This window comes from Citrobacter sp. Ce006, assembly GCF_030336535.1.
Lineage (GTDB): Bacteria > Pseudomonadota > Gammaproteobacteria > Enterobacterales > Enterobacteriaceae > Citrobacter > Citrobacter europaeus.
This window is the reverse complement of record NZ_JAOWDO010000072.1, coordinates 313,450-334,836: the sequence shown is the minus strand read 5'-3', so window position 1 is coordinate 334,836 and position 21,387 is coordinate 313,450. Positions and strand designations below refer to the sequence as shown.

The 21,387-nt window shown below is 51.8% G+C and carries 19 protein-coding genes; 5 read left to right on the top strand and 14 right to left on the bottom strand.

The features are described 5' to 3' along the window. Nucleotides 1-24 precede the first annotated feature (24 nt). The 8 genes from allB to allA all read right to left on the bottom strand — a co-directional run bounded on the left by allB (nucleotide 25) and on the right by allA (nucleotide 9,351). The gene (gene allB, locus OGV94_RS15960) at nucleotides 25-1,386 is read right to left on the bottom strand and encodes an allantoinase AllB (RefSeq protein ID WP_080625604.1); all 1,362 of its coding nucleotides are present in this window, start codon (nucleotides 1,384-1,386) and stop codon (nucleotides 25-27) included. Nucleotides 1,387-1,460: 74 nt separating this feature from the next. Then, nucleotides 1,461-2,921, bottom strand: coding sequence for an allantoin transporter (locus tag OGV94_RS15955; protein ID WP_213733171.1), 1,461 nt, complete (start codon nucleotides 2,919-2,921; stop codon nucleotides 1,461-1,463). A gap of 98 nt (nucleotides 2,922-3,019) precedes the next feature. Beyond that, a complete protein-coding gene (locus tag OGV94_RS15950) occupies nucleotides 3,020-4,270 on the bottom strand; it encodes an MFS transporter (RefSeq protein WP_047412939.1) in 1,251 nt (416 codons plus the stop codon). A gap of 67 nt (nucleotides 4,271-4,337) precedes the next feature. Then, nucleotides 4,338-5,216 (bottom strand): 2-hydroxy-3-oxopropionate reductase, encoded by an 879-nt coding sequence (gene glxR / locus OGV94_RS15945; RefSeq protein ID WP_043015459.1) that lies wholly within the window; start codon nucleotides 5,214-5,216, stop codon nucleotides 4,338-4,340. A 100-nt stretch (nucleotides 5,217-5,316) separates the two neighbouring features. After that, nucleotides 5,317-6,093: a hydroxypyruvate isomerase gene (gene hyi, locus OGV94_RS15940; RefSeq protein ID WP_047412942.1), complete on the bottom strand. Its 777-nt coding sequence runs from the start codon at nucleotides 6,091-6,093 to the stop codon at nucleotides 5,317-5,319. Nucleotides 6,094-6,105: 12 nt separating this feature from the next. Continuing rightward, on the bottom strand, nucleotides 6,106-7,887 hold the full coding sequence (gcl, locus tag OGV94_RS15935) for a glyoxylate carboligase (RefSeq protein WP_100194059.1): 1,782 nt from the start codon (nucleotides 7,885-7,887) through the stop codon (nucleotides 6,106-6,108). Between the two features lie 84 nt (nucleotides 7,888-7,971). After that, entirely contained in the window at nucleotides 7,972-8,790 is an 819-nt protein-coding gene (allR, locus tag OGV94_RS15930; protein WP_043017859.1) for an HTH-type transcriptional repressor AllR, read from the bottom strand. A 78-nt stretch (nucleotides 8,791-8,868) separates the two neighbouring features. Then, nucleotides 8,869-9,351, bottom strand: a complete 483-nt coding sequence (allA, locus tag OGV94_RS15925) for an ureidoglycolate lyase (protein ID WP_286523943.1) — start codon at nucleotides 9,349-9,351, stop codon at nucleotides 8,869-8,871. A 228-nt stretch (nucleotides 9,352-9,579) separates the two neighbouring features. Here allA and allS point away from each other — a divergent pair, with 228 nt between their 5' ends. Together allS and mnmH are read left to right on the top strand one after the other, a co-directional pair. Then, a complete protein-coding gene (allS, locus tag OGV94_RS15920) occupies nucleotides 9,580-10,506 on the top strand; it encodes an HTH-type transcriptional activator AllS (RefSeq protein ID WP_087051612.1) in 927 nt (308 codons plus the stop codon). Between the two features lie 69 nt (nucleotides 10,507-10,575). Beyond that, nucleotides 10,576-11,670: a tRNA 2-selenouridine(34) synthase MnmH gene (mnmH, locus tag OGV94_RS15915; RefSeq protein ID WP_286523760.1), complete on the top strand. Its 1,095-nt coding sequence runs from the start codon at nucleotides 10,576-10,578 to the stop codon at nucleotides 11,668-11,670. Here the strand turns inward: mnmH and OGV94_RS15910 are convergent, their stop codons facing one another. From OGV94_RS15910 to ybbA, 6 genes are all read right to left on the bottom strand, one after another. Then, nucleotides 11,671-12,330, bottom strand: a complete 660-nt coding sequence (locus OGV94_RS15910) for a methionine ABC transporter permease (protein WP_043015453.1) — start codon at nucleotides 12,328-12,330, stop codon at nucleotides 11,671-11,673. Next, nucleotides 12,323-13,339, bottom strand: a complete 1,017-nt coding sequence (gene sfbB / locus OGV94_RS15905) for a virulence-associated ABC transporter ATP-binding protein SfbB (RefSeq protein ID WP_043015452.1) — start codon at nucleotides 13,337-13,339, stop codon at nucleotides 12,323-12,325. The genes OGV94_RS15910 and sfbB overlap by 8 nt, the downstream gene beginning before the upstream one ends. A 63-nt stretch (nucleotides 13,340-13,402) precedes the next feature. Then, nucleotides 13,403-14,233, bottom strand: a complete 831-nt coding sequence (locus tag OGV94_RS15900; RefSeq protein WP_003021862.1) for a MetQ/NlpA family ABC transporter substrate-binding protein — start codon at nucleotides 14,231-14,233, stop codon at nucleotides 13,403-13,405. Nucleotides 14,234-14,517: 284 nt separating this feature from the next. Next, a complete protein-coding gene (locus tag OGV94_RS15895) occupies nucleotides 14,518-15,651 on the bottom strand; it encodes a porin (RefSeq protein WP_043015451.1) in 1,134 nt (377 codons plus the stop codon). 187 nt (nucleotides 15,652-15,838) lie between these two features. After that, nucleotides 15,839-18,253 carry a putative ABC transporter permease subunit YbbP gene (ybbP, locus tag OGV94_RS15890; protein ID WP_087051614.1) on the bottom strand — a complete coding sequence of 805 codons (2,415 nt, stop codon included), beginning with the start codon at nucleotides 18,251-18,253 and terminating at the stop codon, nucleotides 15,839-15,841. Next, entirely contained in the window at nucleotides 18,250-18,936 is a 687-nt protein-coding gene (gene ybbA, locus OGV94_RS15885; protein WP_043015449.1) for a putative ABC transporter ATP-binding protein YbbA, read from the bottom strand. Before ybbA ends, ybbP begins: the two co-directional genes overlap by 4 nt. Between ybbA and tesA the strand changes: the two genes are divergently transcribed. From tesA to OGV94_RS15870, 3 genes are all read left to right on the top strand, one after another. After that, entirely contained in the window at nucleotides 18,907-19,521 is a 615-nt protein-coding gene (gene tesA, locus OGV94_RS15880) for a multifunctional acyl-CoA thioesterase I/protease I/lysophospholipase L1 (protein ID WP_043015448.1), read from the top strand. The genes ybbA and tesA overlap by 30 nt on opposite strands. 163 nt (nucleotides 19,522-19,684) lie before the next feature. Then, nucleotides 19,685-20,455 (top strand): SDR family oxidoreductase, encoded by a 771-nt coding sequence (locus OGV94_RS15875; RefSeq protein WP_227093244.1) that lies wholly within the window; start codon nucleotides 19,685-19,687, stop codon nucleotides 20,453-20,455. 58 nt (nucleotides 20,456-20,513) lie between these two features. Further along, a complete protein-coding gene (locus OGV94_RS15870; protein WP_080625608.1) occupies nucleotides 20,514-21,368 on the top strand; it encodes a co-chaperone YbbN in 855 nt (284 codons plus the stop codon). Nucleotides 21,369-21,387: the final 19 nt, after the last annotated feature.

The window sequence follows — 21,387 nt, the reverse complement described above, 5'->3', positions numbered from 1 at the left end:
TGACGGGCATTAAGTCACATCACATTATTGTTGATGTTTAAGGATAAATTGACCTTTTGGCGATACAGGGAAACCCTGCTCGATGTCATAGATAACATCACCACGCAGAATAGTTTTCATAATGCGTGCGCCAATCGTCCGGCCAACATACGGGCTAACTTTGTGGCGATATTCCAGGTCTTCATTTTTCAAAACGTATTTGCTGTCAGGTTGAATAAAGACGAAGTCAGCATCTTTACCCGGGGCAATACGTCCTTTCTGCGTCAGACCAAAAATATCTGCGGCGTTGGTTGCCATCAATTTAGCGAACTTCGTCAGCGACATACCGCGTTTTTGCACAGCCTCATCAAACATAACGTCCACGCAGCTTTGCAGCCCGGCAATGCCGCCCCACGCTTGCATGATATTGCCAGCCTTCATTTCCGGAGGGCATGGAGAGTGGTCGGAAACCAGGCAGTCAATCTCGCCGTTGAACAGTTTTTCCCACATACCCCGCTGGTTTTGCAGATCGCGGATCGGTGGAGAACATTTCGCCAGGGTCCCAATCTCTTCAAACTGATCGGTATCCAGCACGAAATAATGTGGACAGGATTCGCAGGTCACATCCTGGCCTTCCTGACGGGCGCGGGTCACTTCCTCCACGCCTTCCGGACTGCTGATATGACAGATGTGCAGACGACAACCGGCGACTTTTGCCAGATACAACACGCGACGAATCGCTTCCACCTCGGTAAATACCGGACGTGAGGCCACATAGTCATGCGCCGTTACACGCCCTTCACGTTTAGCTTCCTCACCAAGTTCGTCGCAGATGAGCGCGTTTTCGCAATGGACCAGTACCGTCTGTCCCATTTCCGCTAGCTTCTGGACACCTTTGTAGAACTGCCAGTCGTTAACATCACGGAAATCATTATCGATACCGCGGTCACCGCAGGTGGCAACAAAGCATTTAAAGCCGACGACACCAACTTCATCAAGCTCGTGCAAACGGTCGAGGTTGTAAGAGACGAGGCCGCCAAGCTGTGCGGCATCGATGGTTAACTTGCCTTTAGCCGCATCAAATTTCAGCTCAATGGTTTCACGATCCACCGTCGCTGGCAGCTGGTTGAGAGGCATTTCGATCATTGTGGTGATGCCACCTTTTGCCGCGGCACGCGTCCCCGTCTCATACCCTTCCCAATGTGTACGGCCCGGCTCAGAGATATGGGTATGCGCATCAACCATGCCGGGTGAAACCACCAGACCCGACGCATCCATTACCTGCTTCGCCTCTCCCAGGTTCTCGCCAATGGCGGCGATTTTTCCAGCCTGGACGGCAATATCAACAATCCGAGCTTCATTTTCTAAAATAACAGTACCGTTTTTAATAATTAAATCAAAAGACATAACGAACTCCTAGTATGGATACAGATAGTTTTTATAAACAACGCACTTTTAATAAAATGCGCTTACTGATTTCATCACATCTGGCCTGTAACTTTTTGTACGCCGGTTGACTGTGCACCCGTTCTTTTTTTCAGTAAGGCATATGCCACAAAAGCGACAATAACCCCAACAAACCACGACACTCGCGATAACGGCTCGAGGAATGGAATGAACTTACCACCCAGTGAAAGAATTACGGCGACTAACGTTACAGAGAATGCAGTCAGATTGAACCCATTATCGTAATATTGATAATCACCGCTGGCGGTATATAATTCATCAAGATTAATTTTGCCACGCATAACGATAAAGTAGTGAGCTAACATAACCCCAATAACAGGGCCGAGCATCCCACCAATGATATCCAGAAACAGATAAATACTGCTCTGATTTTCCATTAATTTCCACGGACAGATCAGCAAACTAATAATACTGGCGATCAATACACCTTTTTTATATGTTAATTTAGTTGGAGCAATAGCGGCAATCTGATAACCCGCAGGGATAATATTACCCGTAGCGTTTGTTGAGATTGTTGTCATCAGGATAACTAAAACCGCGAAGAACGAGGCAAACAGGCTGTCCCAACGCTGTACAATATCCAACACATTCCATGTATCCACGCCGTAGTGAATACTGGCACCGGCGATAATGCACACGCTGGCAATGGCAAATAGCACGTATGCGACAATAAGTCCCAGCGTCTGACCCAATGCTTGTTCACGGAATGAGTGGGCATTTTGCGTGAAGTCTGATGCGCTCACTGCCGGAGCGGCCCATACCGCGACGACCGCATTAATGACAACCAGGAACAGGAATCCGCTATTGCCTGCCTTTTGCACTCCGCCAGGAATGTAGTCCAGGATCGGTCCAATTCCTACCAGGGATATCGCCCAGATAGCCATACCGCCGAATACAATATAAATACAGGGGTTGAGGATTGCGGTAAATTTATTTAATACTTTACCACCGCCAAAACCAATACCGACGTTGATAAGCCAAAAAATAAGAAATGTAATTAATCCCGGCAGAGACAACCCTAATAACGTAAAGTCACCGCCCAGCGTTAAAAATCCGGGCCATATCTTGCCAATCAGAATAAGAAATGCCAACGATCCGGCATAACATTGCAGACCAAACCACATAATTGCTGCAATCCCCCCTCTCAATAATCCAGGGAAGAGTGCTCCACGTACACCATACGAGCCACGCAGAATCATTGCAAAAGGTACACCGTATTTACTTCCGGCGGCACCATTCATAACCATAACTAACGCAATAAACAATGCGCTAATAATAATAGCCAGCATGATGCTGAATGTGGAAAGTCCTAGTATAAAGAACCCGCCAACCATAACGTAATTAGGTACGTTATGCACAGAACCCATCCATAATGTAAAATAGTTGAATGTTTTCCAGTTCCGTTGTTCGGCCGTTTTTGGTAATAAGTCGTCACTATAACCACGTTGTTGGTATAGTTCTCTTTGATGTTCCATAAATCCCTCTCGTCACGTATCGGATAACGTTGTAATGGGTTTAGCTATGCGGAACAAAAACAATAAAGAAAGTAATGCAAATAATTTTTATTATGTCTTTATGCTGAAGCAATAATCGGTGTTGCTTTCTTGTTATATAACGTAACGCCGGCAAAAATAAGCGTTCCGGTTACCACCAGACAAGCTGAGATGACAAAGCTTATCTCTTTTGAACCCGTCAAATCAGAAATAAATCCGGTTAATGTTGGCGCAATAACCGCTGAGCTCATACCAAAGAAGTTAAACAGGCTAAATGCTCTGCCCAGCGTTTTTGAGGACGCCTGCTCAGAGACAAAGGAGATCAAAATCGGATCCACCGCCATCTTGCCGAGCAAACCGTACAGAGTCAGGCTGACCATCAGCATCGTGGTATTCGGCGATAACACCGTAAACACCAGCATTGCGGCGGCCATGATTTCCAGACCAAGAATAACTTTGACTTTGCTGTTGCGAAACCTATCGGACAGATGGCTAAAAAACAATGCGCCAGGGACACCCACCACGGCGACTAACGCCGAAGCCGCCCCAATCGCGCCGCCATCGAATTCTCTTTCAGTCTGCAGGTAAGACGGAAGCCAGGTCACAATCAGGTAATAACCATAGCAAGTACAGAAGTAGAGAAAGTACACGCTACATAACAGACCTGAAAACAGCGGTGGGCTCTTATCTTCTGTCGTCGCTAACGTCTGTATTTTCTCGCCTGATACAGGTGTTTCACTTTTAGTCTTTCCGCGAATAACCAGTGTAAACACGCATAGCATTACAACCAGCACGGCGGCAACAAGGAACAGAACGTTTTGCCAGGCCATACTCATGCTTTTTACCAGCACGCTGGAACCAATTAAGCCGATCCCCATCCCAATCGCTGAACCGCTATTAATAATGGCGTTTGCCAATGCGCGACGAGCCTGAGGGACATTTGCCGAAGAGAGTGAATATGCTGAGCTAAAGAAAGAGGCACAACCCGCCCCCGCCATTAGTGAACCAGCGTAGATCATCGCCAATCCAGTGGCTTTAGCGATACTGAGCGTACCAATGATAAAGAGCGTAAACCCACACATCAGCATAATTTTCTGGCCAAACTTATCGACCAAAATTCCACAAGGAATTTGCATACTGCAATAGGCGAAGAAATAAAAGCTGGCAATGGCGCCTATTTCAGCATTGCTGACATTTCCCAGGGATGCCTGAATCTCAGGATAAATAGGGGTTAACACGGTGCGATAAATCCATATCGCCACCCAACCCAGACTCATTACAACGACAATCTTCTGCCAGTATTCAATACCGGATTTATTCTTTTCACTCATGACTGCACCTTTCCAAAGTGTGTCTGGTTTTGAAGTATCGCTGCAAAGAGCGCAGCGATACCTACGGTCATGACAATTTATGATTTGCCATTAATTCCAGCGCCTGAACCATTGCTGAGTGATCTAACTGGCTACCGCCATTCGCAGCACAAGTATTAAATAATTCCTGACAGGTTGCCGTATTTGGTAAACTCAATGAAAGTGCCTTTGCGCTTTGTAATGCAAGATTGAGATCTTTTTGATGCAATGCAATCTTGAAACCAGGCTCAAAGGTGCGCTTGATCATGCGCTCACCATGTACTTCCAGAATACGAGAAGAGGCGAACCCACCCATTAACGCCTGGCGTACGCGAACTGGATCCGCTCCTGCTTTTGAGGCAAATACCAGCGCTTCAGAAACAGCTTCAATATTTAAGGCAACGATAATTTGGTTGGCCACTTTACAGGTTTGACCATCACCATTACCGCCCACCAGGGTGATATTTTTACCCAGAATATCAAACAGCGGTTTGACCCGTACAAATACCTCTGGCTCACCGCCAACCATAATGGACAAGGTACCTTCGCGAGCGCCAATTTCCCCACCAGAGACGGGCGCATCCAGATAGTCCCCGCCCAGTTCATTAACCTGCTTAGCAAAACGTTTAGTTTCGATAGGAGAGATAGAACTCATATCGACAATTGTTTTTCCCTGCAATGCGGTTTTAGCGCAACCGTGTTCGCCGAAAAGCACTTCTTCAACCTGCGGCGTGTCCGGAACCATTATAAATATAATATCTGCAAAATCAGTAACCTGACGTGCAGTTTCAACATTTACCGCGCCCAATGACAGCAATTCTTCCGCTACAGGGCCAATGGTCGTCACATGTAGCTGATGTCCGGCGCGAGCCAGATTGATCGCCATTGGCGATCCCATAATACCCAGGCCAATAAATCCCAGTTTCATTTTTAACCTCATATATGTCTGTCGGTTTTCCCGAATTCAGGCAACACGATCCCCTGCCAACAAAGTGGAAAAAATAGCGATGCCTGAAATTCCTTACAAATTATCGATATTGATTAATCCACGATAATCCCGCTTCGGTGGTGGTCAGTGGCTTGTATTCACAACCAATCCAACCGTCATAACCTGATTTATCGATAAACTTAAAAATAAAGTCATAATTAATTTCCCCTGTCCCCGGCTCTCCGCGACGAGGGTTATCTGCAATTTGCAAATGACCTATTTTATTTGCCCACGTGGTCATGGTTTGGGTTAATTCTCCCTCCATGCGCTGCATGTGATAAATGTCATACTGAATTTTGATATTATTGCAGCCGACGCTGTCAATTAACGCCAGCGCCTGATGAGTTCCGGTAAGATGGAAACCCGGCATATCAAAATGATTGATCGGCTCAATCAGCAATAAAATATCTTCTTGCGCTAACATATTTGCCGCATAGCGCAGATTTTCCACCAGCGTCTGCTGGATCTGTTCGGCGGAAAACCCCGCTGGCGTTTTACCCACCAGGCAGTTGATTTTCTTATTGCCAAGCGCCTTCGCATAGCGAATAGCTGCCGCCACGCCCTCGCGAAACTCTTCTTCGCGCCCCGGAATACAGGCGATACCGCGTTCACCCGCCGCCCAGTCTCCGGCAGGGAGATTATGCAACGTATGTTCCAGTTGGTTGGTCTGCAGCTTTTCCTTTAATACGTCAATGTCGTAATCGTAGGGAAACATAAACTCTACGCCACGAAATCCCGATTGTGCCGCTTTATCGAAGCGTTCAAGAAAACTGTATTCCAGAAACAGCATGGAAAGATTGGCTGAGAAACGTAACATCTTTCACCTCATCTATTCGTATTTCATAAAACAGGTTTCGGTTGGCGCATCGGTAGCACCGTCTGCAATCTCTTCAAACTCGGTCACATTATCCAGTTCACTGCCCATAGAGATGTTCGTCACACGTTCAAGGATCACTTCGACGACAACCGGAACGCGATACTGCGCCATCAGGGCTTTGGCTTGTTCAAATGCCGGAGCAAGATCTTCAGGTTTGAATACGCGAATGGCTTTACAGCCCAATCCCTCTGCCACTTTGACGTGATCGACGCCATAGCCGTTTACTTCGCTGGAGTTGATGTTTTCGAATGCCAGTTGCACGCAGTAATCCATATCAAACGCGCGCTGCGACTGACGAATCAATCCCAGATAGGCGTTGTTGACCAGCACATGGATGTAAGGAATGTTGAATTGCGCGCCTACGGCCAATTCTTCAATCAGGAACTGGAAGTCAAAATCCCCCGAAATCCCGACGACATTGCGTTTTGGATCGGCAACACAAACCCCTAATGCCGCTGGCAGTGTCCAACCGAGAGGGCCTGCCTGTCCACAGTTGATCCAATGACGATCTTTAAATACGTGCAGCATTTGCGCGGCGGCAATTTGCGATAACCCGATGGTGGTGACGTAGCAAACGTCGCGACCAAAGGCTTTATTCATCTCTTCATATACGCGCTGCGGCTTAACCGGGACATTGTCGAAGTGGGTTTTACGCAGTAACGTCCGCTTACGCTGTTGGCATTCATCAACCCAGGTATTCCGGCAAGGCAAACGTCCGGATTTCTGCATCTCCTGAGCAACGTCAATCAGCAAAGTCAGCGCGGCTTTGGCGTCGGAAACGATGCCTAAATCCGGGCAAAGAACGCGACCAATTTGTGTCGGCTCAATGTCGATATGAATGATTTTGCGACCTTCGGTATATTTCGCGACGGATCCTGTGTGTCGGTTCGCAAAACGGTTACCAATACCAAACACCATATCGGAGGCCAGTAGCGTGGCGTTTCCGTAACGATGCGCCGTTTGTAACCCCACCATTCCGGCCATTAATTCATGATCGTCCGGGATACATCCCCAGCCCATTAACGTAGGAATTACCGGTACGTGGGTTAATTCAGCAAAGCGTTGCAGCAGTTCGCTGGCATCCGCATTAATCACCCCGCCCCCAGCCACGATGACCGGACGCTCAGCCTGAATCAGCATTTCCAGCGCTTTCTCAATCTGTTTGCGGCTGGCCGAAGGCTTGTATACCGGAAGCGGTTCATACATGTCTGGATCGAATTCGATTTCTTCAACCTGAATATCAAAAGGCAAATCGATCAACACCGGACCTGGACGACCAGAGCGCATTACATGGAATGCCTGCTGTAACACCCGAGGAAGCAGTGCCGCTTCACGCACTGTTACCGCCATTTTGCTGACCGGTTTGGCAATAGACTCAATATCAACAGCCTGAAAATCTTCCTTATGCAGGCGGGCACGAGGAGCCTGGCCGGTGATGCATAGAATTGGAATAGAGTCGGCAGAGGCGGAATACAGTGCAGTGATCATGTCAGTGCCTGCCGGGCCAGAGGTGCCAAGGCAGACGCCAATGTTACCTGCCGTTGCACGCGTATAACCTTCAGCCATATGGGAAGCGCCTTCAACGTGACGAGCCAGAATGTGACGGATGCCTCCATGCTTACGCATTGCGGAGTAGAACGGGTTTATAGCCGCTCCTGGAACCCCAAATGCGGTGGTGATGCCTTCTTTTTCCAGCACATACATTGCCGCGTCAACGGCTCTCATTTTTGCCATTTTCTTTCTACCTCTATTTATTGGAAAGATTTTCCAACTTCAAAAAAATCCAAAAAAGTCCCGCTCCTCTGAGCGGGTTGCGACTTAAGCTACGGGGGCTTTTAAGCCAAGCGCCGTACTGATATCTCGTGCAGTATCCCGTACCAGCTCCCCCTGACTGATAAAACGTTCTTCCGTCAGTCTGGATGCGGGCCCAGAAATAGAGATGGCAGCAACTACACTGCCTGTATCGTCATAGATAGCCGAAGCGATGCAATTCAAGCCAATAACATGCTCTTCGTGATCGATGATATAGCCATTCTCACGCGCCAATTGCAGATTGCGCAGCAGAGTAGGAAAATCCACCAACGTGGTCGGCGTAAACTGCTGTAAACCCGTTTTCACGACGATGTCCATTAACTCTTCTTCTATCAACGGATAAAGCAGCGCCTTACCCGCACCGGAAGCATGGAGCGGCATGCGACTGCCTAAAGGTGCGCACATTCTGACCATCGATTTGCACTCCTTCTGGCCAATTAACACCGCTTCGGTGCCATTGCGAATCGCAACGTTAACCGTTTCGCCTGACAACAGCATTAATCGGTGCATAAACGGTCCGGCTACCGACAGGACATCGCGATTATGAATATACGCGGAGCCCACATTGAAGACGCCTAACCCGATGTGCCACCAACCTAACTGGCTGTCCTGATAGACAAAATCAGCCCCTTGTAAAACCTTCAACAGGCGAAAAGTCGTGGAGAGCGGTAAATCCAGACTGCCGGAAATATCGCTAACTGACGAACTGCCTCCACTTCTTTCGAGATACTGTAAAATTGCAATACCCCTCTCAAGCGCCTGAGCGCCTTTTTGCGCAACCGGCTCCGCCTGTCCAGGCCTGCCGCGCCGTCTTACTTCCGTCACCACTACATTTACTCCGGCCCAAAATATGAGCATAAACAATGAACAATATGCTCATATTAAGCAAGAAGGCCGATAGCGTCACGCAAAACAGAGCTCATGTGCCGGGATACTTTCAACATCGCAATTATCGCTGCCACCGCGATCGACGGTCAGAAAATTGGTTATGGTTTGCCAGGCAAATAGTGGATGATGCCAGACATTTCGATGGTAATTCACGCCCTGTAGGCCATTGGAGATAAAGGCTTTTAAGGTGGAAAGATCAGGTTTGTCCTCGCCGAGCGCGACAATCACCACAAATGCTTCACCATTCATAGGCATAAATGCCTGGGTGCCCAGCGGGTGGCGCTCCAGCTCATGTACAACAATCGGCATCGCCGCCGGTTGCGCGCGGTTGATACTAATGAGGGTCCTGTCCTGCTCAAGGATCTCCACATTAGCCAGGTCGTGATAACGCTCAACGAGCCCATCATTGATATGAAAAAAATCACGTTTATGGATTTCTATAACATCGCCATAGGCGCTGAACGTTTGCTGATTTAACGGTAATACCTCTAGTTTCATCATCGTTTCCTTGTAGCTGAATTCTGCAGAACCGCAGTCAGAACATTTAGCGGCTTCAATACCATGCAATCTAAAACCTTCGTGAATTAACATCAACACAAAAATTGGAAAAATTTTCCAAAACTAGATTTAGACCACAATTTAAACAAGGCCATTATGCAAAAATACTTATAAATCAGAGAACAAGAAATCTGGCTTACAGAAGATCATTAAGGGGAGTGGCTGACGATGTTTGATCCGGAAACACTGCGTACCTTTATCGGCGTCGCCGAAACGGGGAGTTTCTCCAGGGCGGCGGATCGCTTGTGTAAAACCACGGCCACCATCAGCTACCGTATTAAGCTTCTGGAAGAAAACACCGGCGTCGCGCTATTTTTTCGCACCACCCGAAGCGTGACGTTAACCGCCGCAGGGTCTCACCTTCTTTCCCAGGCAAAAGACTGGCTCGCATGGCTGGACAGCATGCCCAGCGAATTACAGCAAGTGAACGACGGCGTAGAGCGCCAGGTGAACATTGTGGTCAATAACCTGCTTTACAGCCCAGAAGCCGTTGCTCGCCTGTTATCCTGGCTTAACGAACGCTATCCCTTTACTCAGTTTCACTTTTCCCGGCAGATTTATATGGGCGTGTGGGATTCTCTGCTGTATGAAGGATTCTCTCTGGCTATCGGTGTAACCGGCACGGAACCGATGGCAAACACCTTTACTCTCGATCCTTTGGGTTCTGTTCAGTGGCGATTTGTGATGTCGGCGGATCACCCACTGGCAGACGTCAGTGGTCCATTAACGGAAGCGCAGTTGCGCCGTTTTCCGGCAATCAACATTGAAGATAGCGCGCGGACCCTGACCAAACGGGTCGCATGGCGTCTTCCCGGTCAAAAAGAGATCATCGTCCCGGATATGGAAACCAAGCTTGCAGCGCATCTTGCGGGCGTGGGTATTGGCTTCGTTCCACAGCCGCTCTGCCAACCGTTACTGGATAACGGCCAACTGGTCAGTAGCATAATACCCACCATGCGCCCCCCTTCCCCTTTAAGCCTCGCATGGCATAAGTTTGGCGCAGGTAAGGCTGTGGAAGATATTGTGGCGTTATTTACGCAGCGAAAACCTGAAATCGCCGGATTTTTAGCAATTTTCAACAATGCACGCGATTGAAAATCAAGTCATCCTCTCATTTGGCGCGTAAAATAGTACGCAGGATGATTTGAGGTTTCGTTTTTTACTATGCAAGACACACGAACAGCACAGGACTATCGCGCAATTCTGCTCGCCGGTACGCCTATAATCGATGTACGCGCCCCCGTCGAATTTCAACAAGGCGCGATGCCGGGCGCAGTCAATCTCCCCTTAATGAACGATGACGAACGTGCCGCCGTGGGTACCTGTTATAAACGTCAGGGGCCTGAGGCCGCCCTCGCGCTCGGCCATCAACTGGTTTCGGGAGCAACCCGCCAGCAGAGAATACGTGCCTGGCAGGATGCCTGTCGTCAAAATCCTGCGGGCTACCTATGCTGCGCACGCGGCGGTCAGCGTTCGCATATTGTGCAGCAGTGGCTGCACGAGTCCGGCATTGACTACCCGCTGATACAAGGTGGTTATAAAGCATTGCGTCAGGCAGCGATTCAACTGACTGAAGAACTGGTGCAAAAACCGATCGTCTTAATCGGCGGCTGTACCGGGAACGGCAAAACGCAGTTGGTACAACGGCAGCCGAACGGTGTGGATCTTGAAGGACTGGCTCACCATCGCGGCTCCTCGTTTGGACGTACCGTGGAACCGCAACTTAGCCAGGCAAGCTTTGAAAACCTGCTGGCGGTCGAAATGCTCAAAACGAACAGCCGTCAGGATCTACGTCTGTGGGTACTGGAAGATGAAGGCCGCATGATCGGGGCTAATCATCTGCCCGAATGCCTGCGAGAGCGTATGACCCAGGCATCTATAGCGGTGGTTGACGATCCTTTTGAGCGTCGTCTGAAGCGACTGCGCGAAGAGTATTTCGTGCGAATGCACCACGATTTTACCCATGCTTATGGCGAGAGCCAGGGCTGGCAGGAGTACAGTGACTATCTGCACCACGGCCTGTTTGCTATCCGCCGTCGCCTGGGTTTACAACGTTTTGCCGAGTTGACCGCCCTGCTCGACGTGGCTCTGCGCGAACAGCAGGCGACGGGCAGCACCGACGCCCATATGGGCTGGCTGGTGCCGTTGCTCAACGAGTATTACGACCCGATGTATCGCTATCAACTGGAAAAGAAAGCCGCGAAAATCGTCTTTCGCGGCACCTGGCAGGATGTTGCCGACTGGCTTAACGCACAGTGATCAGTGTCTGTCGCGCTTATCTGCGCGTTTTGCCAGCCAGTCGCCCAGCACCTGAACGACCTGCACCAGAATAATCAGCGCCACCACGGTAACGACCATGACCTGGGTTTCGTAGCGGTAATAACCAAAGCGAATCGCCAGGTCGCCGACTCCACCGCCGCCAACGATACCGGCCATCGCGGAGTAACCGATCAGACTCACCAGCGTTATCGTCAACCCACGCAGCAGACCCGCGCTCGCCTCCGGTAACAGAACGGTGCAGATGATGCGCATCGGGCTGGCACCAAACGCTTCCGCCGCCTCGATAATGCCTTTATCGACTTCACGTAGCGCACTGTCGACCAGACGGGCATAGAAGGCGATTGCCGCCACAGAGAGCGGGACCGACGCCGCAATCGGGCCAATGGTATTGCCAAGTAAAAACTGGGTTAGCGGCAACAGTAGCACCAGCAGGATCACAAACGGCACCGAACGAATGATATTCACCAGCACGGAGCTGAGCAGATACACAAAACGGTTTTGCCAGAATAAATGCCGGTCGGTGACAAAAATAAGAAAACCGAGCGGCAGACCGCCAATAATTGCCAGCACCGTAGAGATGCTTAGCATCTGGAAGGTTTCATTAAACGCCAGCGTCAAATCAGGCAATAAATCATCCACGAATCACCTCCACCTGTGCAGTACGTTGACGAATATGTTCCACGGCGACTTCCACCGCTGAAGGGTTATGCGGCGCGGTCAGTTGCACCACCAAAATCCCCAGCGCGCGTTCGCCAATATATTCAATTTTGCCGTGCAGAATGTTCACCGCCACGCCAAATTTAACCGCGACTTCTGACAACACCGGCTGTTCCGCCGAATCGCCAATGAACAGAATTTTTAGCAACTGGCCGGGCAGATGCTGGCGCAGACGTTCAGGTAGCGTCAGATTGAGGGTATGCGACACCAGTTGCTGCGTGAAAGCGTGCTGTGGGTGAGCAAAAACGTCAAACACCTCACCGGACTCCACCACCTTGCCGCCTGACATCACCGCCACGCGATCGCAAATCGATTTGATCACGTTCATCTCGTGAGTGATCAGTACGATCGTGATCCCCAACTGTTGATTGATCTGCTTAAGCAACGCCAGAATCGTGGCCGAGGTTTCCAGATCCAGCGCGGAGGTAGGTTCATCACACAGCAGTACATCCGGGTGATTGGCAATCGCGCGGGCAATACCCACACGCTGCTTTTGCCCGCCGCTGAGCTGAACCGGAAAGCGGTTTGCCTTGTCAGACAGCCCCACCAGCGCCAGGATTTCGCTAACGCGCGGGCCAATTTTACTGCGCTCCCATCCGGCAGCCTTCAGGCTAAAGGCGACGTTTTGCGCCACGGTACGGGTATGCATCAGATTAAAATGTTGAAAAATCATCCCGATACGTTGACGAGCTTTACGTAGATGCGCGCCTTCCAGCGCGGAAATTTCTACGCCGTTCACCTTCACGCTTCCCTGACTCGGTCGCGTTAAGGCGTTCAGGGTGCGCAGCAGCGTACTTTTCCCCGCGCCGCTGGTCCCGACAATGCCAAATATCTCACCTGCGCCGATGCGCAAGCTGACGTCATCAACCGCCCGGGTTGACGGTCCACGGCCTGCGCTAAAATCCACGCATACCTTTTCTATTTCAATCATAGCCACCTCAGAAATGCGAAAAGGGCAGTCGCCGCTGCCCCTGTTAACCCTTGTGCGCAGCAATTATTGGGCTGCCGACATCCATTCCGGTTTCTGGAAGGCGCTGTAGATGTTTTGCGGATCATCGATCACCGCGCGATACGCCGGAGATTTCACCGCCTCCACAATATCTTTCGCAAACGGTTTATCCGCATCTTCACTGCGTACCGCGATGATATTTTTCAGATTTTCATCCAGATGCTCTTGCTTGATGGCGCTGGCGAGATCCAGTTTTGCCGCCACGGCAAAGTTACCGTTGACCAGCGCGCCGGTCACGCCGTCCAGCGTACGCGGCAGCTGTGCGGCTTCCAGCGGTTTAAACACCAGTCCTTTCGGGTTGCTGGCGATATCGCGCTCGGAGGCCTTCGTTGGATCGATATTGTCTTTGATGGTGATAAGGCCGATAGACTGCAGGAAACGCAGACCGCGAGCCAGGTTGGTGGGATCGTTGGACAGCGTGATCACATCCCCTTTTTTCAACTCATCCAGGCTTTTGATTTTATGTGAGTAAAAACCCATCCCGGCCGTCGGGACCACAATCAGCTTGCTCAGCTTAAGTCCTTTATCGGCGGTGAATTTGTCAAAGTAGAGTGAATGCTGGAACAGGTTGGCATCGATGCTGCCGTTGGATAGCGCCATGTTCGGTTGCACGTAGTCACTGAATTCGCGCACCACGACCTTATAGCCTTTCTCTTTCAGCGTAGGGGCAATGGCCTGTTTCACCATATCACCGTACGGCCCAGGCGCGACGCCAAACACGATGGTATGCGGATCGCTGTTCGCATGAGCAAATTGTAATCCGCAGGCCAGCAATAGCGCTCCGGTCGCGACGCGTAAACTCTGACGCAATCCCATAATCTCTCCATTTTAACGTTGTGGTGTCATGTCTCACGCCGTTCTTGCGGCGTTGTTCTTGTTGGCCCGTTAACAGGCTGATTGTTAACATGACACAGATCACAACCTGCTGTCCTTGAAATTATTTCATGATGTTGCGAAATGTGTTTTCAAATGAGAGAAGGCATGAAAAAGCCGGATGTCGGCACAAGTGCCTTATCCGGCCTACAAATAACGTGATCACCCTGCTCCCGTAGGCCCGATAAGCGCAAGCGCATCGGGCGTTCCGTTTGACAGGCGTTCGATTAGAAGTCGTAACGCAGACGAACCAGGTTCATATCGCCCAGATTGTCGGTGCTGGAGGTGAATACGTGTTCGTAATCAACACGGAAACCGTAATCCAGCTGGAAGCTGATACCCACACCGTTGTCAGTACGCAGGTAGTTACGGCCATTCACGTACTCAATACGGTCTCCCATAAAGTAGGGCTGAACAGATTTCAGCGCATACTGACCAACCGGGAAGGTATAACCCGCGAAGTATTCCAGACCCCAGGCATCACCGGCAAAGTAGTCATTAACAGACACTTTTTTGGTGGTCATGAAGTTTTGATACCAACCGCCGCCCATCGAGAAGGTCCAGTTGTCCGGTTTCCAACTCAACGCGGTACCAACGATGTTCTGATCGTAGGTTTTGCTGGTGTCGCCACGCATTTCCGCACGGGTGTAGTTCCACGCCGTACCCCAGGTCAGGTCATCGGTGATGTGATAATCCACACCCAGCGAGCCGCCGCCTTTACGTTTGTAGCGCAGACCGTTGTTCGGGTTGTAATCATCGCTGAACAGATAAGAGGCGTAGAGATCGACATCGCCAACCGTTTTCTTATACTTCAGTGATTTACGCGTACGATAGGAACCGTCATAGTCGCCATTGATACCGTTACCTGGCGCCTGACCGATCATGTCGTAGTCCCAGATATCCGTTTTCGCACCAACCACATCATAGTAAATGCTGTTCTGTTGACCGAAGGTCAGCGTACCCCAGGTCGCGCTCTTCAGACCGGTGTACAGCATACGGCGCGTGGTATCGTTGGCGCCGTTAGCGTAGTGGTTGTCCCAGTTGAACATCGCCGGGAAGTTAACGCCCAGCTCGTAGTAGCTCACCCAACTGATGTCATCAAACAGATAGTAGTCAGCAGCGAAGCGGAAACGCGTCCCGCCGTCGAAGCCATTACGTTTGTAGCCATTCTTACCATCGTCACCGGCCATATTCTGGAACTGCGGACGAATACTCCCGCCGACGGTGAAGTTAAGACGGCTCAGCGGGTCGCCCGCCTGCGGATCTTGTTTCAGGACCGTGATTTCCGCCTGGGAGGCGAAGGTCGTTAATGCCACTGCTGCGCCGATCGATACCGCCAGCGCCGTTTTTTTTATAGTCATTATTTGTACCTTGATAGATAGCCTGCCAATTATTCAGCATACAAATATTAACGTTTATTAATACACTCGTGTTGTCGGGTTTTTATTGTTCTGTGCTGTTAAATATCAAGGAGTTGTCAATTTGTGCTACATAGATAAAAAAACGCACCGATTTAAAAAACCGGTGCGTAATCATCACGGATATGAATCAACTACTGAACTGACGGAACAGCGCTTTGCCTTTTAGCAGACGTGAACCGAGCCACCCGCCGCATAAAGAAAGCAGCAATGCCCCACAAAGTGGCAACACGACCCACAGTCGCCAGTCTGGCTCCCACGGGAAATCAAACACTTTGGTTTGCAGCACCGCCAATGCGGTTTCCGCACCGATGGCTGCCACCAGTCCGGCTACCATCCCGAGCATGGCGAACTCGCACCACAGCGTGGTACGCAGCAATTTCTTGCCTGCTCCCAACGTGCGCCAGACCACCAGTTCCTGATGACGCTGGCGCATACCGACCTGGACCTGCGCTAATAGCAGCAACATGCCGCAGGCGGTAACCAGCACCACCATCACCTCCAGCGCTCTACTTACCTGCTCCAGCACCTGGCCCACCTGTTTGAGGATGGCGCCAATATCCAGCAGGCTGATGGTCGGAAATTCACGGTTAAGCTGCGTCAGCATGCCGTTGCCATTCTCCCAGCGAAAGCTGGTTAACCAGCTTTGCGGCTGAGCGTCCAGCGCGCCGGAGGGGAAGATAAAGAAGAAATTAGGTCGCAGGCTTTCCCAGTCTACTTTGCGCAGACTGCTGACTTTGGCGCTGAAATCCTGGGTATCACCCATAAAGGTCACCCGATCGCCAAGCCTGACGTTCAGCCGTTTCGCCAGCCCCTCTTCCATCGACACTTCGCCTGCTTTTGGCGGCCAGCTTCCGGCGGTTATCGGGTTATGATCCGGTCGGGTATCCTGCCAGGTCAGGTTAAGCTCGCGGTTCAGCGCCTCATCCTGGTTGCCTTCGGTTGGCTTCTCATTGATCGCCTTCAGACGCGCCCGCACAATCGGATAGAACGATTCCGGGATCACCTGATGCTCAGACAGGAAAGCCTTCAGCGGAACCACCTGCTCGGTGGCAATATTGATCAGAAAATAGTTCGGGCTTTCCGGCGGCATTTGCTGCTGCCAGCGGTCGAGCAGATCGCCGCGCAGCACCAGCAGCAGCGCAAGCAGCATAAAGGAAAGTGAAAAGGCCGACAGCTGACTGAGCGTTGACCACGGCTGGCGCAACAGTCGACTGACCGCCAAACGCAGCGGCAGCGAGGTGAGCGTCAGACCGCGCAGCACGTTGAGCAGCATCCAGCCGAGTACCCCGCACAACAACGCCAGCACTACCGCGCCAGCCAGCACCGCCCACAGCAGCGGGCTTCCGCCCATCAGTCCGGCCAGCAGTGCAATCACAACTAACAATACCACCGGCAAATAAAACTTCAGCGGCCATACGTTTGCTACCACGTCACGGCGCAGCACCCGCAGCGGCTGCGTCGCCAGCAGCAAACGGTAAGGGCGTAACCCCACCAGCAGCGAAATAACCGTCATGGTACCTAATGCCCATAGCCACGGCCAGGGGCTGGCAGGCGGTAGTTCGCCGGGCAGAACCGGTTTGAGCAGCACGACCAGCACGCGCTCAAATAACAGCCCGAACAACCCACCGGTCACGCCAGACAGCACCAGCACCATCAGCCACTGACCAACAATCAGCCTGCGCAGTTGCGCTCTGCCCGCACCGAGGGTTTTCAGAATCGCCACCAGATCGTAACGGCTGCGGCAATAATGGCTCATCGCCACGGCAACCGCGGCCACCGCCAGCAGTAGCGTTAATAGCGCCGAGAGCAGCAGGAACTGTTGCGAACGCTCCAGTGATTTCCCCAGCGCGCCTTCATCCTGCTCCAGCCCGTACCAGCGCTGTTCCGGCTTTAACTGCGGCAGCAGCCATTTTTCATAGGCTTCCAGTTGGGACGGCGTCCCGCCAAATTTATAGCGCCAGGTCACGCGGCTTCCCGGCTGGACTGCCGCCGTTTTTTCGACATCCGCCATGTTCATCATCAGGCGCGGCGCTATCTGGAACGGATTAAAACCTGAGTCCGGCTCCTGTACTACTTCCCCGGCGATGCGCAGCGTGGCATCGCCAACGTCGATGGAATCACCGATTTTTAAGTTGAGCAGCGCCATCAGACGCGGGGCCAGCAGCACCGAGCCTGGCTGTGGTTTCAGCCCCGGCGGATTGGTCTGCAATGTGCCGTACATCGGATACACTTCATCCACCGCTTTGACGTTCGCCAGTTGCGGCGTATCCTGGGCAAAGGTCATGGTGGCAAAGGTCAGTTGTTCGCCCACCTTCAGGCCACGCTGTCGCGCCTCGTCAATCCACGCTTTCGGCACGGTGCGCGAACTTTGCAGCGACCGATCTCCCGCCATAAACTCACGACTTTGCTGGCTTAGCCCTTTTTCCATACGATCGCTGATATTGCCCAGCGCCAGCACGCAGGCTACCGCCAGGCTCAGCGCCAGCCAGACAATCAGTAATGAAGGCGAGCGCCATTCGCGCCAAAACCAGCGTGCAATCATGCCTCCTCCTGCAACTGTCCGTTCACCAGGCGTAAACGCCGATCGCAACGCGCCGCCAGTTGCGGGTCATGGGTCACCAGTATCAGGGTGGTGCCGTGTTCCCGGTTCAGAGAAAACAGCAGGTCGGCGATTTTCTCTCCGGTCTGGCGGTCCAGATTGCCCGTTGGTTCATCGGCGAACAGCACGTCAGGGCGACCGTTAAAGGCCCGCGCCAGCGCCACACGCTGCTGCTCCCCGCCGGAAAGTTGAGCCGGAAGATGATCAAGACGTTTTCCCAGTCCCAATTGCTCCAGCAGTGTTTTTGCCCCATCGCGACTTTTTCCGCTGTTTTCGCCGCGCAACAGCGCAGGCAATTCGACGTTTTCCAGCGCGTTGAGGGTCGGAATTAACATGAACGACTGGAAGACAAAGCCCACGTGTCGGGCTCTCAGTTGCGCCCGGGCTTCTTCGTCCATGGCGTGCAGCGCCTGCCCCACGAGGCTGACTTCACCGCTGGTGCCATCGTCCAGCCCGGCGAGGATCGCCAGCAGCGTGGATTTCCCCGATCCCGACTCGCCAATCAGCGCAATGGTCTCGGCGCGTTTGACAACCAGTTCAACTCCGGTAAGGATGGATAGCTCATGATCACCCTGACCGACGGATTTCTTAAGATGATGAACTTCAACAATGTTTTCCGCTGGCATTGGCCTTTCCTGTTCCTGGTCCTGTTAACTTTCCGCGCCGCCGCTGCGGACACGTTATTAATTCTGGGTGACAGCCTGAGCGCCGGATACCGTATGTCCGCCAGCGCCGCGTGGCCTGCGCTACTTAATGATAAATGGCAAACAAAAACGCCGGTGGTAAATGCCAGCATTAGCGGCGACACCTCGCAGCAGGGTCTGGCCCGTCTGCCTGCATTACTCAAGCAGCATCAGCCGCGCTGGGTGCTGGTAGAACTTGGCGGCAACGACGGCCTGCGCGGTTTTGCCCCTGCGCAAACCGAACAAACCCTGCGTACTATTCTGCAGGACGTGAAAGCGGCAAATGCCGAACCACTGTTAATGCAAATTCGTCTGCCGGCAAACTACGGTCGCCGTTATAATGAAACCTTTAGCGCGATTTATCCAAAGCTCGCCAAAGAGTTTGATATTCCTCTGCTGCCCTTTTTCATGGAAGAGGTTTATCTGAAACCCCAGTGGATGCAGGATGATGGTATTCATCCTAACCGTGACGCCCAGCCGTTTATTGCCGACTGGATGGCGCAACATCTCACCCCTTTTCTATCCTAAATAATTCGAGTTGTATGAAGGCGGCAAGTGAGAGAGTTCCCAGGAGCATAGATAACTATGTGACTAGGGTGAGCGAGCGTAGCCAACGCACAGACAACTTGAAGTATGACGGATATAGTAAATCACGACTCGTAAAACAACGGAGATCCTGACAGGTAAAGTTATGCAAAAATCGGTCTTAATAACAGGATGTTCCAGCGGAATCGGTCTGGAAAGCGCGCTTGAGCTAAAGCGCCAGGGTTTTCAAATTCTGGCAGGCTGTCGCAAACCTGACGATGTCGCGCGAATGAACAGCATGGGATTCACCGGCATATTGCTGGATCTGGATTCACCCGAAAGCGTGGATCGCGCCGCCGATGAGGTGATCGCCCTGACCGATAATCGTTTGTATGGGATCTTTAACAACGCCGGATACGGCGTCTATGGCCCCCTGCCCACCATCAGCCGCGAGCAAATGGAGCAGCAGTTTTCCGCCAACTTCTTTGGCGCACATCAGCTTACCATGCGCCTTTTGCCCGCTATGTTACCCCACGGCGAAGGACGTATAGTGATGACCTCATCGGTCATGGGATTGATCTCAACGCCGGGACGCGGGGCCTATGCCGCCAGCAAATATGCGCTGGAAGCCTGGTCCGACGCACTGCGTATGGAGCTGCGCTACAGCGGGATTAAGGTCAGCCTGATTGAGCCCGGCCCTATCCGCACCCGCTTTACTGAAAACGTCAACCAGACCCAAAGCGATGCTCCCGTGGAAAATCCCGGCATTGCCGCGCGTTTTACGCTGGGACCAGAAGCGGTTGTCGCCAAAGTGCGTCATGCGTTTGAGAGCGATAAACCGAAGCTACGTTATCCAATTACGCTGGTGACCTGGGCAGTGATGCTGCTTAAACGCCTGTTGCCAGGCCGCATAATGGACAAAATTTTACAGGGTTGAGTTGAAGCAGGCGCGTCAGCCCCCATGTAACAAGAAATCGACAAAAGAGAGTAACTCCATGTCCACACAGAATATTGTTAACATTAACGAATCGAACCTACAGCAGACCCTTGAACAGTCGATGACCACGCCGGTCCTGTTCTATTTTTGGTCTGAGCGCAGCCAGCATTGTCTGCAGTTAACACCGGTACTGGAGAGTCTTGCTGCCCAGTACAACGGCCAGTTTATACTCGCTAAGCTCGACTGTGACGCTGAACAGATGATCGCCTCCCAGTTTGGTCTGCGCGCGATCCCCACGGTTTATCTGTTCCAGAACGGTCAGCCGGTAGATGGATTCCAGGGCCCGCAGCCGGAAGAGGTTATTCGTGCGCTGCTGGAAAAAGTGTTGCCGAGCGAAGAAGAGCTGAAAGCGCGCCAGGCTATCGAATTTATCGAAGCGGGTAATCACGCTGATGCGCTGCCGCTGCTGAAAGAAGCCTGGCAGATCTCCAACCAGAGCAGCGAAATTGGTCTGCTGCTGGCGGAAACGCAAATCGCCCTCAATCGTTCTGACGAAGCCGAAGCGGTGCTGAAAACCATTCCGTTGCAGGATCAGGACACCCGTTATCAGGGGCTGGTGGCACAGATCGAATTGCTGAAGCAGGCGGCTGATACGCCGGAAATCCAACAGTTGCAGCAGCAGGTCGCCAGCAATCCGCAGGATGCAGCGCTGGCAACTCAACTTGCCATTCAGTTACACCAGGTCGGACGCAACGAAGAATCGCTGGAGTTGCTGTTTAGCCACCTGAAGAAAGATCTTACTGCAGCCGACGGCCAGGCGCGTAAAACTTTCCAGGAGATCCTTGCCGCACTGGGTACGGGCGATGCGCTGGCTTCGAAGTACCGCCGCCAGCTGTACGCGCTGTTGTACTAATCCGTTTGATTTTGCCCGA

Bases quoted from the DNA above. Each gene is read 5' to 3' on its own strand.
- allB (WP_080625604.1), bottom strand. From the start codon at position 1,386: ATGTCTTTTGATTTAATTATTAAAAACGGTACTGTTATTTTAGAAAAT.
- OGV94_RS15955 (WP_213733171.1), bottom strand. From the start codon at position 2,921: ATGGAACATCAAAGAGAACTATACCAACAACGTGGTTATAGTGACGAC.
- OGV94_RS15950 (WP_047412939.1), bottom strand. From the start codon at position 4,270: ATGAGTGAAAAGAATAAATCCGGTATTGAATACTGGCAGAAGATTGTC.
- glxR (WP_043015459.1), bottom strand. From the start codon at position 5,216: ATGAAACTGGGATTTATTGGCCTGGGTATTATGGGATCGCCAATGGCG.
- hyi (WP_047412942.1), bottom strand. From the start codon at position 6,093: ATGTTACGTTTCTCAGCCAATCTTTCCATGCTGTTTCTGGAATACAGT.
- gcl (WP_100194059.1), bottom strand. From the start codon at position 7,887: ATGGCAAAAATGAGAGCCGTTGACGCGGCAATGTATGTGCTGGAAAAA.
- allA (WP_286523943.1), bottom strand. From the start codon at position 9,351: ATGAAACTAGAGGTATTACCGTTAAATCAGCAAACGTTCAGCGCCTAT.
- allS (WP_087051612.1), top strand. From the start codon at position 9,580: ATGTTTGATCCGGAAACACTGCGTACCTTTATCGGCGTCGCCGAAACG.
- mnmH (WP_286523760.1), top strand. From the start codon at position 10,576: ATGCAAGACACACGAACAGCACAGGACTATCGCGCAATTCTGCTCGCC.
- sfbB (WP_043015452.1), bottom strand. From the start codon at position 13,339: ATGATTGAAATAGAAAAGGTATGCGTGGATTTTAGCGCAGGCCGTGGA.
- OGV94_RS15900 (WP_003021862.1), bottom strand. From the start codon at position 14,233: ATGGGATTGCGTCAGAGTTTACGCGTCGCGACCGGAGCGCTATTGCTG.
- OGV94_RS15895 (WP_043015451.1), bottom strand. From the start codon at position 15,651: ATGACTATAAAAAAAACGGCGCTGGCGGTATCGATCGGCGCAGCAGTG.
- ybbP (WP_087051614.1), bottom strand. From the start codon at position 18,253: ATGATTGCACGCTGGTTTTGGCGCGAATGGCGCTCGCCTTCATTACTG.
- tesA (WP_043015448.1), top strand. From the start codon at position 18,907: ATGAACTTCAACAATGTTTTCCGCTGGCATTGGCCTTTCCTGTTCCTG.
- ybbA (WP_043015449.1), bottom strand. From the start codon at position 18,936: ATGCCAGCGGAAAACATTGTTGAAGTTCATCATCTTAAGAAATCCGTC.
- OGV94_RS15875 (WP_227093244.1), top strand. From the start codon at position 19,685: ATGCAAAAATCGGTCTTAATAACAGGATGTTCCAGCGGAATCGGTCTG.
- OGV94_RS15870 (WP_080625608.1), top strand. From the start codon at position 20,514: ATGTCCACACAGAATATTGTTAACATTAACGAATCGAACCTACAGCAG.